Source organism: Streptomyces sp. NPDC042336 (assembly GCF_055581985.1).
The window spans coordinates 293,141-307,853 of the sequence record NZ_JBVJEA010000003.1 but is presented as its reverse complement, the minus strand read 5'-3'; the positions used below and the strand labels follow the sequence as shown (position 1 = coordinate 307,853).

General features: G+C 77.3%; 13 protein-coding genes and 1 pseudogene. 2 read left to right on the top strand and 12 right to left on the bottom strand.

Going from position 1 to position 14,713, the window contains the following annotated elements:
* Positions 1–138: 138 nt before the first annotated feature.
* A complete protein-coding gene (locus tag ACZ6IM_RS10050) occupies positions 139–1,245 on the bottom strand; it encodes a winged helix DNA-binding domain-containing protein (RefSeq protein WP_469555681.1) in 1,107 nt (368 codons plus the stop codon).
* Positions 1,246–1,479: 234 nt separating this feature from the next.
* Between ACZ6IM_RS10050 and ACZ6IM_RS10045 the strand changes: the two genes are divergently transcribed.
* Complete coding sequence (locus ACZ6IM_RS10045) at positions 1,480–2,439, top strand: polysaccharide pyruvyl transferase family protein (RefSeq protein ID WP_469555678.1); 960 nt, start codon at positions 1,480–1,482, stop codon at positions 2,437–2,439.
* A gap of 59 nt (positions 2,440–2,498) precedes the next feature.
* Positions 2,499–2,807 carry a DUF3040 domain-containing protein gene (locus ACZ6IM_RS10040; protein WP_052837537.1) on the top strand — a complete coding sequence of 103 codons (309 nt, stop codon included), beginning with the start codon at positions 2,499–2,501 and terminating at the stop codon, positions 2,805–2,807.
* Between the two features lie 20 nt (positions 2,808–2,827).
* Here ACZ6IM_RS10040 and ACZ6IM_RS10035 read toward each other — a convergent pair whose 3' ends face one another.
* The 11 genes and pseudogenes from ACZ6IM_RS10035 to ACZ6IM_RS09985 form a co-directional block, all read right to left on the bottom strand.
* Complete coding sequence (locus ACZ6IM_RS10035) at positions 2,828–3,724, bottom strand: glycosyltransferase family 2 protein (protein WP_052837536.1); 897 nt, start codon at positions 3,722–3,724, stop codon at positions 2,828–2,830.
* Positions 3,721–4,656, bottom strand: a complete 936-nt coding sequence (locus tag ACZ6IM_RS10030; protein ID WP_469555673.1) for a glycosyltransferase family 2 protein — start codon at positions 4,654–4,656, stop codon at positions 3,721–3,723. The genes ACZ6IM_RS10035 and ACZ6IM_RS10030 overlap by 4 nt, the downstream gene beginning before the upstream one ends.
* A complete protein-coding gene (locus tag ACZ6IM_RS10025) occupies positions 4,653–5,759 on the bottom strand; it encodes a glycosyltransferase family 9 protein (RefSeq protein ID WP_469555670.1) in 1,107 nt (368 codons plus the stop codon). Before ACZ6IM_RS10025 ends, ACZ6IM_RS10030 begins: the two co-directional genes overlap by 4 nt.
* Complete coding sequence (gene rfaE2, locus ACZ6IM_RS10020; RefSeq protein ID WP_052837697.1) at positions 5,756–7,126, bottom strand: D-glycero-beta-D-manno-heptose 1-phosphate adenylyltransferase; 1,371 nt, start codon at positions 7,124–7,126, stop codon at positions 5,756–5,758. The genes ACZ6IM_RS10025 and rfaE2 overlap by 4 nt, the downstream gene beginning before the upstream one ends.
* A 17-nt stretch (positions 7,127–7,143) precedes the next feature.
* The gene (locus tag ACZ6IM_RS10015) at positions 7,144–7,785 is read right to left on the bottom strand and encodes a D-sedoheptulose-7-phosphate isomerase (protein ID WP_052837534.1); all 642 of its coding nucleotides are present in this window, start codon (positions 7,783–7,785) and stop codon (positions 7,144–7,146) included.
* Positions 7,782–9,002 carry a glycosyltransferase family 4 protein gene (locus ACZ6IM_RS10010; protein ID WP_052837533.1) on the bottom strand — a complete coding sequence of 407 codons (1,221 nt, stop codon included), beginning with the start codon at positions 9,000–9,002 and terminating at the stop codon, positions 7,782–7,784. Before ACZ6IM_RS10010 ends, ACZ6IM_RS10015 begins: the two co-directional genes overlap by 4 nt.
* Positions 8,999–9,949 carry a glycosyltransferase gene (locus ACZ6IM_RS10005; RefSeq protein ID WP_052837532.1) on the bottom strand — a complete coding sequence of 317 codons (951 nt, stop codon included), beginning with the start codon at positions 9,947–9,949 and terminating at the stop codon, positions 8,999–9,001. The genes ACZ6IM_RS10010 and ACZ6IM_RS10005 overlap by 4 nt, the downstream gene beginning before the upstream one ends.
* The gene (locus ACZ6IM_RS10000; RefSeq protein WP_469555667.1) at positions 9,946–10,935 is read right to left on the bottom strand and encodes a glycosyltransferase family 9 protein; all 990 of its coding nucleotides are present in this window, start codon (positions 10,933–10,935) and stop codon (positions 9,946–9,948) included. Before ACZ6IM_RS10000 ends, ACZ6IM_RS10005 begins: the two co-directional genes overlap by 4 nt.
* A gap of 524 nt (positions 10,936–11,459) precedes the next feature.
* Positions 11,460–12,002, bottom strand: a pseudogene (locus tag ACZ6IM_RS09995) (D-glycero-alpha-D-manno-heptose-1,7-bisphosphate 7-phosphatase); the annotation flags it as partial.
* Positions 11,999–13,033 carry a glycosyltransferase family 2 protein gene (locus tag ACZ6IM_RS09990; protein ID WP_052837530.1) on the bottom strand — a complete coding sequence of 345 codons (1,035 nt, stop codon included), beginning with the start codon at positions 13,031–13,033 and terminating at the stop codon, positions 11,999–12,001. The gene ACZ6IM_RS09990 and the pseudogene ACZ6IM_RS09995, both read right to left, overlap by 4 nt.
* Entirely contained in the window at positions 13,030–14,670 is a 1,641-nt protein-coding gene (locus ACZ6IM_RS09985; RefSeq protein ID WP_469555664.1) for a carbamoyltransferase family protein, read from the bottom strand. Before ACZ6IM_RS09985 ends, ACZ6IM_RS09990 begins: the two co-directional genes overlap by 4 nt.
* Positions 14,671–14,713: the final 43 nt, after the last annotated feature.

Sequence of the window (14,713 nt, the reverse complement as noted above, 5' to 3'; positions counted from 1 at the left end):
GGCCCCCCCCGGCGCGGGCCCGGCCGCCGTGTCCCCCCTCCCCCCCCCGCCCGCCCCGCCCGCGGGGGGGGGGGGGGCCCCCCCGCCGGCCCGGCACGCCCCCCTCTCCATGCCTGCCGCCCGCACGGGCTCGCGGGTTCAGCCGCGTACGGTCCCGAAGCGGATGTCGTACGCGGTGCCGGCGTGCAGCGTCGCGAGCATCCGCTCGCCCTCGGCGGCGATCTCCTCCCGCCGCGTCTTCGAGGGGCGGGCGAAGGCCTCGACGACCAGGGCGTCGTCCTCCAGCTTCCACAGTCCGGCCACGAAGCCGTCGACGAGCAGGACGCGGTAGGCCTGGTTCTTCTTCCAGGTGCGGCCCTTGTGCTCGGGCGGGACGACGCGGGCGCGGTCGGCGTGGGAGAGGAGCAGGTTGTCGAACTCGGGCAGGAAGCGCGGCGGGGCCGGGGTGTCCGGGGCGGGGCGCGGCGCGTCGGGGAGGTCGAAGAGTTCGGTGCCGTGCGGGTCCCGGAAGGTGACGAGGCGCGGACGGAGCCGTTCGAAGGCGTCCCGGAGCCGGGTCAGCCCGGCCCAGGTCTGCATGTCCTTCACCGACGCGGGTCCGAACGCGGCGAGGTAGCGCAGCACGACGTCGTCGGGAGCGGGCGCCGGCCGCGCGGGGCGTGAGAACCAGTGCTCGGCGGTGGTGAGCGCGACCTGACCGCTGCGCCCCCACAGTCCGCGCGGCGTCACCTGGACGAGCGGCAGCCGGCAGCGGGCGGCCACGGACAGGGCCTGCGGGTCGGCGTCGGGCCACTCGGCGCCGAGGGCCTCGCGCAACTGCCCCATGGTGCGCGGCTCGGCCTCGACCAGGTCCCGGGCCAGGCGGGCCAGCCGGTCCAGGTCGACACCGGTCAGGCCCGCGCGGAACATGCTCAACTCCCGTTCCCGGGCGGCCTGCACCAGCGGGCGCAGAGTGAGGCAGTCGTCGGCGGTGTGGGTGTGGATGGTCGAGCGCAGGGTGACGAGCCGGGCGACGCGGCGGTCGGCCATCGGCGCGGACAGGTCTTCGGGGGCGAACCCGTCGAGGCGGGCGGCGAGCGCGTAGTACGGGGGCTTCACGTTCTGCGCCTGGAGCCCGACCAGGTGCGCGACGGCGGCCTCGGCGGTCATCACCGCACGGCGCAGCAGCAACTGGCGGGCCAGGGTGGCGCGGTTGAGGGCCCGGATGCCGAGGACGGGGGCGGTCGTTCCTGCCTTGGTCGTCATGCGGGCACGGTAGCGGGGATCGAGGACGGATCCTGTCCGCGATCGCCGACCGCCGCGATCCCCCACCACCGGTCCCCGGCCCCCGACCACCGGTCACCGGTCACCGACCACCGGTCCCCGGCCCCCGGTCCCCGGTCCGCTCGGCCGTCGCCCCGGGTGGTCGGACGCTGACCGGACCCGTCCGGCCGCCGTCGCGGGGGTTGCCGGGCCCCCTGCGGGGCACCCGGGGGCACTGTGCACGAACCGGACAAGATCCTGGTGACCGGCTGGTTCAGCTTCCTGCACGGGGAGGCGACGGCCGGGGACGTGCTGGCGCTGGAGCGGGTGGAGCGGGTGCTGCGGGACGCGGGGCTGGCGTACGACGTCGTGTGGAGCCCCGGGTTCCGCGCCGACGGCACGCACTTCGACGACGTGGACCCGGCGGCGTACTCGCGGTTGGTGTTCGTGTGCGGGCCGGTGCACGGGCGGCGGGTGGAGGAGTTGCACCGGCGGTTCGCGCACTGCGTGCGGATCGCGGTCGGGGTCTCCGTGGTCGATCCGGACTCCCCCGCCGTCACCGGCTTCCACCGGGTGCTGGCCCGTGACGGCGCCGGGACCGGTCCGGGCGTGGACCTCGCGGCCCGCGCTCCGGCGCTCCCCGCGGTGCCCGTCGTCGGGGTGGTGCTCACCCACGGGCAGCACGAGTACGGGGGCCGACGGCGGCACGAGGAGGTCGCCGCCGTGCTGACCCGCTGGCTGGCCGGCCGGGACTGCGCCCGGCTGGAGCTGGAGACCCGGCTCGACGCCCACGACTGGCGGCTGTGCGGCACGCCGGCCCAGCTGGAGGCCGTACTGGCCCGCCTCGACCTGGTCGTCACCGACCGGCTGCACGGGCTGGTGCTCGCGCTGCGGGCCGGTGTCCCGGTCCTGGCGGTGGACCCGGTCGTGGGCGGCGCGAAGGTGACGGCGCAGGCCCGCGCCTGTGGCTGGCCGGCGCTGGTGGCGGCCGAACGGCTGGCCGGGGAGCGCACGGAGGCGGAGGGGGCACTGGAGCGCTGGTGGCGCTGGTGCTTGACCGACGGGCGCGCGGTGGCGGCGCGGATCGGCGCGGGGTTCCGGGCGGCCGACCCGGTCCCGGACGCGGCGGACGGCCTGGTGGCCGCCTTGCGGGCCGCGGCGGAGGGCGGGGGCGCCGGGGCTGCGCGGGACGGTTAGCCGCGGAACGGCACGGGCACTCGGCGGGGGTCGGTCCGCCCCCTCCGGGAGGAGACATCGTGTCCATCGGCCGGCTCCCCGAACACGAGCAACGCATACTCGACGAGGTCGAACGGGCGCTGCGCCGCGACCGCCGACTCGACCGGCGCCTGCGCACGCTGCGGCTCCACCGCCGCCCCGATCCCACCCGTCTCGCGGCGTACCGCCCGCGCACCCCCACCGTGCTGCTGCTGCTCGCCGTGTCGGTGACGCTGATGGTCGTCGGCATCGTCACCTCCGCGCCCGGGGTGATCTGGGCGTTCGCCGGGGTGTGGCCGGTGACCCTGTTCGCGGTGTTCCGGCTGCTGTGCCGGTGGACGGAGGGTTAGCCCGCGCGTTTCCCGCGGTGTCAGCCGGTGTAGCTGCGGGCCGTGGAGCCGCGCTGGGCGGGTTCCAGTGCGCGCAGCCGCGCCTCGACCTCCGGCGGCAGCACCCGGCGTTCGCGCAGCACCCACGGCAGGGCGGCCGTCGCCTCCGCGAAGGCGCGCAGGGACGCGGTGTCGCGGGGGACGGTGCGGGCCAGGTGGAGGGTGCGGCGCAGGGCGGGGCCGACCGGGCGGCGCAGCCAGGTGAACCACAGGGTGTTGCGGATGCCGTGCGCCCGCCGCACGGTCGAGTCCCTCACCCCGGACGGCTGGTGATGGATCGTCAGGTCGTCGGCGTACGTCAGCCACCAGCCGTTCGCGGCGAGGTCGGCGGCGAGCAGCTCCTCCTCGCCGCCCAGCCACAGCCGGGGGTGGAAGCCGCCCGCGGCCCGGAAGGCGTCGGTGCGCAGGACGGTCGCGGCGGCCAGGAAGGAGCCGAGCGCCGGACCCGGGAGCCAGTCGGGGCGGGGCACGGGCGAGTCGCGCAGCTCCTCGACGATCGGGTCCTCGGTGCCGTCCGGCTCGACCAGGATGCGGGCGGTGACCGAGCCGACCGCCGGGTACCGGTCGAGCAGGTCCGCGGCTCCGGTCAGGGAGCCGGGCGCCCACCAGGAGTCGTCGTCGCAGAAGGCGACGTAGGGGGTGGTGACCTGGCGGACCGCCAGGTTGCGGCCGACGGCGCCGAGGTTGCGGCCGGGGCGCAGCAGCCGTACGCCGGGGTGGTGGCGGGCGACGGCGGTGGCCGTGCCGTCGGTGGAGCCGTTGTCGGTGACGATCACCGGGGGTTCTTCGGGGAGTTCGGCGAGCCGGTCCAGGGTGCGCAGGAGTTCGGGGCACCGGTTGTGGGTGATGACGACGACGGTGGTCCGGGGGTCCGTCATGAGGCCGCTCCGTCGGCTTCGTCGAGGAGGCGGGCGGCCCGTTCCACGTGCGGGGGCAGGGGCCTGCGGGCGCGCAGGGCGGCGGGCAGGCGGGTGAGCGTCTCGCGCAGGGCGTGCCGGGCGTGCGGGTCGTGGCGGGCGTCGGCGGCGAGGGCGCGGGTGCGGGCCAGGGCGTGCGGGAGGGGGCGGCGCAGCCAGGCGGTGAGGAGTTCGTTGCGGCGTACGACGGCCGGGCGGCCGGTGCGGGGGCGGGGGTCCGGGTGGTGGTGGGCGACCACGTCGGGGCAGTGCGTGACGCCCCAGCCGCGGGCCGCGAGGTCGTAGGCGAGCAGGGTCTCCTCGGCGCCGAAGAAGAGCAGCGGGTGGTAGCCGCCCGCGTCGAGGTAGGCGGTGCGGCGGGCGACGGCGGCGCAGCCGAGGAAGCCGAGCACCTGGGTGCCGGGCAGGTCGGTGGCCGTGCCGAGCGGGGAGCCGGCGAGCAGGTCGTTGAGGGGGTCGGCGGCGTCGGCGGGGCCGACGAGGGTGCGGGCGGAGAGCAGGCCGAGCCGGGGGTGCTCGTCGAAGTGCCGGGCGGCGGCGCGCAGGGAGCCGGGCGCCCACCAGGAGTCGTCGTCGCTGAACGCCACGTACGGGGTGTCCAGGGCGCGGACCCCGTGGGTGCGGGCGAGGGCGCCCCGGTTGACCGGCAGGGCGAGGACGCGGACCTGGGGGAAGTCGCGGGCCAGCATGGCGCGGGTGTTGTCGGTGGAGGCGTTGTCGACGACGAGGACCTCGGGCCGCTCGGGCAGGGCGAGCAGGTTCCGCAGGGTGACGGCGAGGCTCGCGCGCCGGTTGCGGGTGGCGATGACGATGCCGACGGGGGCGGGCTTCGTGGGCTCGGGGCGGGCCCGCTCGCGGGTGGCCGTCGGGCCGTGGTGCGCGGGGTGGTTCATGGTCCCTCTTCCGGGGCGTCCGGGGTGTCCGGGGCGTCGAGTGCGTCGATCGCCTCCAGTACGGCGTCGGGGGTGATCCGCAGCAGCGCGGGGTCGGTGCGGCGGCCGTGCGGGTCGCCGTCCGGGCCCGGGTGCCACAGGGCTCGGTGGCGCGGGTGGGGCGGCGGGCCCCACCGGCTGGGCGGGACCGGGCCGAAGAGGGTGACGGAGGGGGCGGCGTGGGCGACCGAGAGGTGGGCGATGCCGGTGTCGCCGCTGACGACGGCGCGGGCGCCCGCGACCAGGGCGGAGAGCCGGTCGTACGGCAGGCCGCCGCCGAACACGTCCGTGTCGGGCAGCCCGGCGTGCTTGGCCAGCCGGGCCACCAGGTCCGCCTCGTCCGCTCCCCCGGTGACCACGACCCGGTGCCCCCGGGCGCGCAGCGCCTCGGCGACGGCCGCGTACCGCTCCACGGGCCAGCAGCGGGCAGGGGCGCCGGCGCCGGGGTGCACGACGACGGCGCCGGGGGCGGGGGACGGCGCGTCGGGGCGCGGCAGCCGCAGGTCGGTGGGGTCGGCGTCGATGCCGTACGCACGCAGCAGCCGGCACCACCGCTCCCGCTCGTGCTCCTCGGCGTACCAGGGCGGGCCGTCCACCTCGGGGGTCTCGGGGTGCGCGAACGCCAGCAGCCGCCGCGGGCGCAGCCGGGTCAGCAGGCGGTGACTGGGCGGCCCGTTGCCGTGCAGGTCGACGGCGACGTCGGGGGGCGGTCCGGTCCAGTCGAGGGTGCGCGGGACGGCCCGGCCGGGTGCGGCGGCGGGCAGCACCCGGTCCACCGCGCCGGTCGCGGCCGCCACGGGTGCCAGCTCGGCGGGGGTGGCCAGCACCAGCTCGTGCCCCGGATACGCCCGTCGCAGCGCCCGCAGGGCGGGCACCCCGGCCAGCAGGTCCCCGAGACCGAGGGCCCGGAGAACGAGTACGCGGGGCGCGCCCCCGCCCTCGTCCCGCGCCGGTTGCCCGCTCCGTGCCGTCGGCGGATGCACGGGGTCCCCGGTGACGGGCCCGCCGGCCGACCCCGGTGCCGGGAGGTCGCCTTCCCGGGCTCCCTGGGCTCCGGGGCTCATCGGGCTCCCTCCGCCGCGCGGGCCAGCAGGGCGGTGGAGGAGCGGCCGTCGAGGTAGGGGAGCAGGACCGCCTGGCCGCCCCACTCCTTCAGGAGCGCGGCCTCGGGGAGGTCGGCCCCGGCGTAGTCGCCGCCCTTGACCCAGACATCGGGGCGCAGGTCGCCGAGGAGGCGTTCGGGGGTGTCCTCGTCGAAGACGGCGACCGCGTCGACGCAGGCGAGGGCGCTGAGGACCCGGACGCGGTCGGCGAGGGGGTTGACGGGGCGGCCGCCGCCCTTGCGCCGCCGGACGGAGGCGTCGGAGTTGACGCAGACGACCAGGCAGTCGCCGAGCCGCCGGGCGGCCTGGAGGAGGCCGACGTGTCCGGCGTGCAGGAGGTCGAAGCAGCCGCCGGCGGCGACGACCGTGCCGTGTTCGGCGCGGATCCGGGCGGTGAGGGCGCCGGGGTCGTCGGTGCCGGGCGGCGCGGCGGGGGCCGGGCCGGAGCCGGCCGGGGGCACGGCGGCCGCGCCGCCCGCGGCGACGAAGGCGGTGGCGGCGCTCACCGCGCCCTCGACGGCCTCGCCCACCAGCGCCCCGTCGGCGAGCAGCCCGGCCGCGGTGGCCGCGAACCGGTCCCCCGCGCCGCAGGAGTCGCCGTGGTGGGCGGCGGACGCGGGGACGAGGAGGGGGTGCTCGCCGTAGGACAGAAGGGCGCCGCGCGGGCCGAGGGTCACCGCCACCGCGGCCGCCCGCCAGTCCCGTACGAGTGCGGCGGCGTCGAGCGCGGCGGCGCGCAGTCCGCCGCCCGGGTGGTCCCGGTCCGGCGCGAAGCCGTGCGCCTCCTTCTCGGCGGGCGTCACCAGGCGGGTGCCGGGGACCGGCGGCCCCCCGCGCGGGTGCGGGTCCCAGACCAGCGGCGGCCGCGCGGCGAGCACGTCGCGCAGGGCGTCCGCCGCGCCCCGGCCGTAGTCGGAGACCAGGACGGCGCGGGCGGAGCGCAGCGCGTCGCGGGCCTCGTCCGTGGCCTCGCGGACTCGGCCGCCGCCCCGGTCGAGGCGGACGACGGGGCGGTCCTGGGCGAGGACGCGGGTCTTCTCCGGCACCGTGCCGGTCAGCGGAAGCGGGATCAGGGTCAGCCAGGGAGCGAGCAGTTCGCGCAGGGCGAGGCCGGCCGGGTCGTCGCCCATCCCCGCGATCAGCGTGACCTCGCGGCCGTCGCGGGCGGCGAGGTACGCGGCGAGGGCGGCGCCGCCCGGTCGGACGCGTTCGGCGCACTCCGAGACGACCGGGACCGGGGCGTCGGGGGCGAGCCGGTCGGCGGAGCCGGTCAGGTCACGGTCGAGCAGCGCGTCGCCGATCACGACCAGCGGTGTCCTGTCAGCCATGGCGGCCATGTCTGCCGTCACCTCCGCTTCCGCTGCGCCGCGCGTCCCGCGCGTCCCGCACTCCCCGCGGCCCGTGCGCCGGGTGCGCCGCGCTCCAGGGCCGCGTCGAAGGCCGCGCAGATCATGTGGACGGCGACCAGGTGGATCTCCTGGACGGTGGCCGTCGACGGCGCGTCGACGCACAGGGACTCGTCACTGCCCGCCATGAGCGGGTTGGGGGCGCAGCCGGTGAGCGCCCAGACCCGTACCCCCGCCGCGCGGGCCGCGTCGGCCGCGGAGAGCAGGTTGGCGCTGGCGCCGCTGGTGGACAGCAGCATCAGGACGTCGCCCTCGCGGCCGTGGGCGCGGACCTGGCGGGCGAACACCTCGTCGACGCCGTAGTCGTTGGCGATGGCGGTGGTGGAGGAGGTGTCGGCGTGGAGCGCGATCGCGGAGAACGGCGGGCGGTCGTCGCGGTAGCGGCCGACGAGTTCGGCGGTCAGGTGCTGGGCCTGGGCGGCGCTGCCGCCGTTGCCCGCGGCGAGCAGCCGGCCGCCGCCGCCGAGCACGGCCGCGAGCCGGTCGCCCCAGCGCTGGGTGATGTGCGCGGAGGCGCGGAACGCACCGAGCGCCTCCTGGAGTTCGTCGCAGTGCCCGACGACGGGCGGATGCACGGTCATGACGCCACCTCCGTCGACAGCGCGTGCTCGGACCGGGTCAGGCGGTACACCTGTTCCGCGCCGTCGGCGACGCGCGCCCAGGTGTAGTGCCGCAGCACGCGCTCGCGGCCGTTCCTGCCGTACTGGCGGCGCAGCCGCTCGTCGGCGAGGAGTTCGCGGGCGGCGTCCGCGACGGCCCCGGGGTCCTGCGGGGTGACCAGGCGGCCGGTGACGCCGTCGGCGACGGAGTCGCGGTGGCCGCCGACGTCGGTGGCGAGGACGGGGACGCCGCACGCCATCGCCTCCAGCGGCACGATGCCGAACGGCTCGTACACCGGGGTGCACAGCACCAGGTCGGAGCTGCGGAGCAGGGCGGGCATGTCGTCCGGGTCGACCGCGCCGAGCAGCCGGACCCGGTCGGCGACGCCGGCGCGGCGGGCGACGTCGGTCAGGCGCCGGGCCTCGGGCTCGGCCTCGACGGCACCGGCCGGCGGGCCGCCGGCGATGAGGAGTTCGGCGTCGGGGATGTGGGCCAGGGCGCGGATGGCCAGGTCGTAGCCCTTGCGCGGGACGAGTCGTCCGCAGGCGAGCAGCCGGTGCCGCAGGCGTCTCTCGGGGGTGCGGCCGGTGTCGGCGGCGGGGTGGAAGTGCTCGGCGTCCACTCCGCAGGGCACCACGGAGACCTGCCGGGGCGGGACGCCCATGTCGCCGAGTTCCACGACCTCGTCGGTGCAGGTGGCCAGGACCCGTTCGCAGGTCCGGCCGAGCTGCCGTTCGATGCCGATGCGCTCGTAGGGGCTGGTGTCCCGCATGCCCTGGTGGCGCCGCTTGACGGTGCCGAGGGCGTGGAAGGTCTGGACGAGGGGGATGCCGTGCGGGGCCGCGCCGAGCTGCGAGGCCATGCCGGACATCCAGAAGTGGGCGTGCACCACGTCGGGCCGCTCCCGGGCCCAGGCGCGGGCCAGGTGGGCGCCGAAGGCGGGCATGTGCGGGAACAGTTCGTCCTTGGGGACGGACACGGGTGGCCCGGCCGGTACGTGTTCGACGACCGCGCCGCCGGGCAGGGGCACCCGGTCGGGCAGGTCGGTGGCGTCCCGGCGGGTGTAGACCGTGACGTCGTGCCCGCGCCCCGCCAACTCCTCGGCGAGCCGGGCCACGTAGACGTTCTGTCCACCGGCGTCCACGCCGCCGAGCGCGGCGAGGGGGCTCGCGTGCTCGGACACCATGGCGATCCTCATCGGGTCACCTCCTTGAGCAGCCGCTCCCAGTCGTCCAGGAAGCGGGGCAGCCCGTAGTGGGCCAGGGCCGCCGCACGGGCCGCCTCGCCGACCGCCCGGGCGTGCGGCGGGTCGGCGAGGAAGTCGCGTACGGCGTCGGTCAGTACGTCGATGCGGTTGGACACCACCCCGGCGCCGGGCGGCACGGCCTCGGTGACCTCGGTGGTGGCGAGGGCGACCACGGGCATGCCCAGGTGCATGGCCTCCAGCAGGGACAGGCCCAGCGAGGTCCAGCGGACGGGGTGGACGTAGACGCGACGGCGGGCCAGCTCGGTGTGCAGTTCGCTCTGGGGGACGTCCCGGGTGCGGCAGCGGTCGGGGTCGACGCCGATGTGCTCGGCGAGTCGCTCGGTGCGCATGCCGAACACGTCGAGCGGGGCGGCCCGCGCGAACGCGGGGAGCAGGTCCGTGCCGGTCGTACGCCCGCGCCGGACCGGCTCGTTGACGACGACGGCGGCGCGTTCCAGCTCGCCGGTCCAGCGGTGGCCGGGGTCGACGATGCCGTGCTCGACGACGGTGGTCGGTGCCGGACCCGCGTCCCACATCAGCCGGTTGAAGTGGGTGACGTGGACGAGGGTGACACCCGGGATGTCCGCGGCCGGGTGGCGGGTGCGGGGCACGTCGCCGTCGGGGGCGTTGTGCTCCAGGTAGACCAGCGGCGGGCGGCGGCCCAGCCAGCGGTCGACCAGGCCGAGTTCGTGCGGGCGCTGGAGGATCACGAGGTCGATGTCCTCGTCCCGCAGCCGCTGCGGCGGTACTTCCACGACGGAGTCTGGCCAGTCCCAGGTGCGGGCGCGGCCGAGGCCGTCGGGGCCGCGGTCCTCGGTGACGGGGACGAGGTAGGTGTGCGGGCCCTGCACGAAGGCCGTGGTCCACGACCCGTGCACGTGCCAGATGAGGATCCTCATGCATCCCCCAGCAGTTTCTCGACGGCGGCGGCCACGTCGGTGGCCGTGACGGTGTTCAGGCAGGGGTGGCCGGGGACGGGGCAGTCCCGGGCCCTGCTGTCGGCGCAGGGCGCGTCCTGGTCGCCCAGCAGGACGTAGGGGACGCCGTACGGCCGCCAGCGCTCGGCGGGGACGACGGGGGCGAACAGGGAGACGACGGGGGTGCCGACGGCGGCGGCGAGGTGGGCGGGCGCGGTGTTGCCGGTGACGACGACGGCCGCGCCCGCGAGGACGCCGGCCAGTTCGGGGGCGTCGGTGCGGCCGCCGAGGTCGGTGCCGTGCCGGCCTGCGACGTGTGCGGTGAGGTCGCGCTCGTCGGGGCCGCCGGTGACCAGCACGCGGTGTCCGGCGGCGGCGAGTTCGCGTACGGCCTCGGCGGCGCGCTCGGGGCTCCAGGCGCGGGCGGGGACGCTGGCGCCCGGGTGCAGCACGACGTAGGGGCCGGGGCCGGTGAGGGCGTCGGCGCGCGGCGGCGTGCGCACGCGCAGCCGTCCGTCGTCGGGCGCGGGGAACCCTGCCGCCTCGGCGAGGTGCAGCGCGGCCTCGGCCTCGTGGTCGTGCGGGGCGCGGTGGTGGCGCAGGTCGAGGAGCGAGCCGGGGTAGTCCACGCTGTCGGCGGCGATGTACCGGACGCCGGCGAGGCGCAGCACCAGGGCGGTGGGCAGCGGGGACTGGTGGAAGGAGGTGAGGATCAGCGCGGTGTCGGCGTCGATCCGGTCCACGAGCGCGTCGATGTCCTCCCGCCGCACCTCGGGCGGTGCGAAGCCGCCCCACGGCGCGTCCCACACGACCACCTCGTCGACGCCGGGCAGCAGCCGGGCGGCGGGCGCGCCGCGGGACCCGCACAGCAGGGTGACGTGGTCGGCCCGCGCGGCGACGGCCCGCACGGCGGGCCCGGCGAGCAGTACGTCGCCGAAGCTGTCGAGCCGGGTGACGAGCGCCTTCATGACGACCTCCCACGACTGTCGCCGGCGCCGGAGTCGCGCACCGGCCCGGTGTCCGGCACGGCATGCGTCCGCGCCACCTCGACGTCCGGCACCGCACGGCTGCGTGCCGCCTCGGCGGGGTCCGGGGCGCGGGTCTCGCCCGCGGCGGCGATCCGTCGGCCGGGCTCGTGCCCGCCCGGCTCGGCGTCACCGGGAGCGCGGCCGTCGCTCCGGTCGCGGCCGTCGCCGTGGGCACGGCCGTCGCCGGGAGCGCCGCCGCCGGAGTCGGTGGGCTGCTTCGCACCGCGTCCCGTGGGCCCGGCACAGAGGCCGTCCCGGCCGGAGCCGGCCCCGTCCGGGTGGTGTCCGGGGGGCGGCCGGTGGGCGGCGTGACCGGCGCGGAAGACGCCCCGTCCGGGGGCCGTGGCGAACGACGTCGCCACGGGACCGTGCCGGTCGTCGTGGTCGGCGACGGCGGTCCGCGGACCGGTGCTCTCCGGGCCCGGCCCGTACGCCGCCTCGATGGGCCGCTCGTTCGCCAGGACACGGCCCGTGGGCGGGCCGTCGAGCAGGGCCCGTACGGCGGTGAGGAGGTCCGGGGCGACGTGGGCCGCGGCGGCCGTCTCCTGCGGGCGGGTGCGGTCGTTGGGGACCAGGACGCCGTGGGCGCCGGCGCGTTCGGCGGCCTCCATGTCCGCGCCGATGTCACCGATGACGACGCAGTCGGCGGGAGGGGCGCAGACGCGTCCGGCGGCCCACAGGACCATGCCGGGCTGCGGTTTGCGGCAGTGGCAGCCGTCGTCGGGGCCGTGCGGGCAGACGGCCCAGACGTCGAAGGGGCCGATCAGGTCGTCGATGCGGCGGTTGACGCGCCGGACGTCGCCGTCGCTGATCAGGCCCCGGGCCACGCCGGACTGGTTGGTGACGACACCGACGCGGATGCCGTGTTCGCGCAGCAGCGCCACCGCCTCGCGGGCGCCGTCGACGGGGCGGACGCGTTCCGGGTCGCCGTTGTAGGGGACGTCGTGGACCAGGGTGCCGTCGCGGTCGAAGAGGACGGCCTTCACCGGGCTGCCGCCGGGGCTCATGCCGCCACCTCCCGCCAGGCGGGGGCGTTCCGGTGCCGCCACAGTCCGCTGAGCCGGTGCCAGGTCGCGGCGGGCGGGATGAGCGCGCTGGTGACCAGCATGGTCGTGACCTCGTACCGGGTCCGCGGTCCGGGCGCGATGCGGGCCCAGGCGAACTCGGCGGTGCCCGCGGCCCAGCCGGCCCCGGCGACCGCGGCGGCCCGGGGGCGTCCGGCCGCCGCGAGGGCGAGGGCGGCGGCACCGGCGGCGGTGATCGCCGCGTGGCGCCGGATCCGGCCCCGGGGCGCGACCGCCTTGGCCCACCAGTCGGGGCCGTGCAGCCGTCGCATCAGGGCGTCGTCGGCGTTGCCGCGCTGCTGCTTCAGGGACACCCAGCGTGCGGCGGGGCGTACGGGGTGGCGGGTGGTGCGGCGGCCCCGCCGGATGCGCCAGCCCGCGTCGAGGACGCGCAGCGCGAGGTCGGCGTCCTCGCGGAAGGCGCGGGTGAAGCGTTCGTCGAAGCCGCCGACGTGTTTGAGCACGTCGGTCCGGTAGGCCATGTCGGCGGTGATCCACCGGGCCTGCGCGAGACCGGCGGTGCCGCGTTCCCAGTCGGTGGGGCGGCGCTCCCCCGGCAGCGGCACGGCGATCACGCCCTGCACGGCGCCGGTGTCGGGTGCCGCCTCGGCGAGGTCCTGGATCAGCTGGTCGCACCAGTGCGGGCCGACCTGGACGTCGTCGTCGAGGAACGCGGTCCAGGGCGAGGTGACCGCGCGGACGCCGGTGTTGCGGGCGGCGGCGGGCCCGCGGCCCCCGCTGCGCAGCACCACCGTGCGCTCGCGCAGGTCGCCGAGGACGGTCAGGGCGTGCTCCAGCGCGTCCGGGTCGGCGTCCGGGTCGGGCCGGTCGTCGACCAGGACGATCTCGTCGGGGTCGGGACCGTGCGCGGCGACCAGCGCGGCCAGGCAGTCGGCCAGCGTGTCGCGCACGAGGGTGGGGACGACGACGGCGTAGCCGGTGCGCGGGCCGCCGGTTCCGGGGGCGGTGCTCATGCGAACGCCCGTCCCCGGCGCACCGCGAAGGGGCCGATGGCCAGCAGGTCGACGGGCGCCGAGCCGAAGCACTCCAGTGCGTCGCGCGGGTCGTCGACCATGGGGCGGCCGGCGGTGTTGAGGCTGGTGTTGACGACGACCGGCAGCCCGGTGCGCCGTTCGAAGGCGGCCAGCATCCGCGCAACCAGCGGCTCGCGCCGCTCTTCGACGGTCTGGATGCGGGCGGTGCCGTCGACGTGGACGACGGCCGGGATCCGGTCGCGCCAGGCGGGGTCGACGTCGTGCACGAAGAGCATGTACGGGCTGGGGACCGGCCCGGTGAAGATGCCGGCGGCCCGGTCGGCGAGCACCATGGGCGCGACCGGGCGGAACTCCTCGCGGCCCTTGACGTGGTTGAGGCGTTCGAGGTTCTCCGCGCGGCCGGGGTGGGCCATCAGGGAGCGGTGTCCGAGGGCGCGCGGCCCGAACTCGCTGCGGCCCTGGAACCAGGCGACGACGCCGTCGCGGGCCAGTTCCTCGGCGACGGTCTCGGCGATGTCGTCCGGCTCCTCGTAGGGGATGGCGGCGGTCTCCAGCCAGGCGCGGATCTCGTCGTCGCCCCAGCCGCGGCCGAGGTCGGCGCCGGGCATCGGCTCGGGTGCGGCGCCCTCCTGGGCGGCGGCCACGTGCAGGGCGCCGCCGAGGGCCGTGCCCGCGTCACCGGCGGCGGGCTGCACCCACACGTGCCGGTACGGGCCGCGGGCGGCGATCTTGGAGTTGGCGACGCAGTTCAGCGCGACGCCGCCCGCCATGGTCAGGGCCTCGCCCCCGGCCTCGCCGTGCAGCCAGTGGACGAGTTCGAGGAGCAGTTCCTCCAGGACGGCCTGGGTGCTCGCGGCCAGGTCCGCGTGGTCGCGCGTCCAGTCCTCGCCCTTGGCGCGCGGCGGGGCCAGGGCCGCCCAGTCGACGCCGTGGGCGCGGAAGCCGCCGTCGCCGGTGGCGTGGACGTGCTCGCGCAGCCGGTCCACGAAGCGGGGGGTGCCGTAGGAGGCGAGGGCCATCACCTTGTACTCGTCGCTGCTGCGCAGGAAGCCGAGGTGTTCGGTGAGTTCCTCGTAGACGAGGCCGAGCGAGTGCGGCAGCGCCTGGGTGGCGAGGACGTCGAGCTTGCCGTCGCGGTAGCGGCCGGCCAGGTGGGAGGCGGACTCGCCGCGGCCGTCGAGGACGAGGACGTCGTTGTCCGGGTGCGGTGAGGCCGGTCCCGCGGAGGCGGCGTGCGCCACGTGGTGCGGCACGAAGACGACCTGGTCCGGGTCGAGTCCGGGCAGCGCCTCGGCGAGGAACTCGGGGGCCCGGCGGGCGTACTCGAGCCGCAGCGGGTCCCATGGGTCGTCCAGGCCCAGGTCGCGGGCGGGCCGGGCGAGCTTGGGGTCGAAGGAGTAGGCGACGGCGTCCAGGTCGCCGGGCCCTATCCCGGCGTGCTCCAGGCACCAGCGCGCGGACAGTTCGGGGACCTCCCACGCGGAGAACGGCACCGGGCGCTTGCCGTGCTTGCGCCGGCTGAACCGCTCTTCCTCGGCGGCCGCAACGGTCCGGCCGTCGACGACGAGCGCGGCGGCCGGGTCGTGGAACAGGGCGTTGATACCAAGGATGCGCATGGGGCGGACTCCTCTCTCGGCGTGGCGGGTGCCGCGGGCCAGT

What these genes read in the sequence shown, in the direction of transcription:
- ACZ6IM_RS10050 (WP_469555681.1), bottom strand. Translation starts at nt 1,245, where the DNA reads ATGACGACCAAGGCAGGAACGACCGCCCCCGTCCTCGGCATCCGGGCC.
- ACZ6IM_RS10035 (WP_052837536.1), bottom strand. Translation starts at nt 3,724, where the DNA reads ATGACGGACCCCCGGACCACCGTCGTCGTCATCACCCACAACCGGTGC.
- ACZ6IM_RS10030 (WP_469555673.1), bottom strand. Translation starts at nt 4,656, where the DNA reads ATGAACCACCCCGCGCACCACGGCCCGACGGCCACCCGCGAGCGGGCC.
- ACZ6IM_RS10025 (WP_469555670.1), bottom strand. Translation starts at nt 5,759, where the DNA reads ATGAGCCCCGGAGCCCAGGGAGCCCGGGAAGGCGACCTCCCGGCACCG.
- rfaE2 (WP_052837697.1), bottom strand. Translation starts at nt 7,126, where the DNA reads ATGGCTGACAGGACACCGCTGGTCGTGATCGGCGACGCGCTGCTCGAC.
- ACZ6IM_RS10015 (WP_052837534.1), bottom strand. Translation starts at nt 7,785, where the DNA reads ATGACCGTGCATCCGCCCGTCGTCGGGCACTGCGACGAACTCCAGGAG.
- ACZ6IM_RS10010 (WP_052837533.1), bottom strand. Translation starts at nt 9,002, where the DNA reads ATGAGGATCGCCATGGTGTCCGAGCACGCGAGCCCCCTCGCCGCGCTC.
- ACZ6IM_RS10005 (WP_052837532.1), bottom strand. Translation starts at nt 9,949, where the DNA reads ATGAGGATCCTCATCTGGCACGTGCACGGGTCGTGGACCACGGCCTTC.
- ACZ6IM_RS10000 (WP_469555667.1), bottom strand. Translation starts at nt 10,935, where the DNA reads ATGAAGGCGCTCGTCACCCGGCTCGACAGCTTCGGCGACGTACTGCTC.
- ACZ6IM_RS09990 (WP_052837530.1), bottom strand. Translation starts at nt 13,033, where the DNA reads ATGAGCACCGCCCCCGGAACCGGCGGCCCGCGCACCGGCTACGCCGTC.
- ACZ6IM_RS09985 (WP_469555664.1), bottom strand. Translation starts at nt 14,670, where the DNA reads ATGCGCATCCTTGGTATCAACGCCCTGTTCCACGACCCGGCCGCCGCG.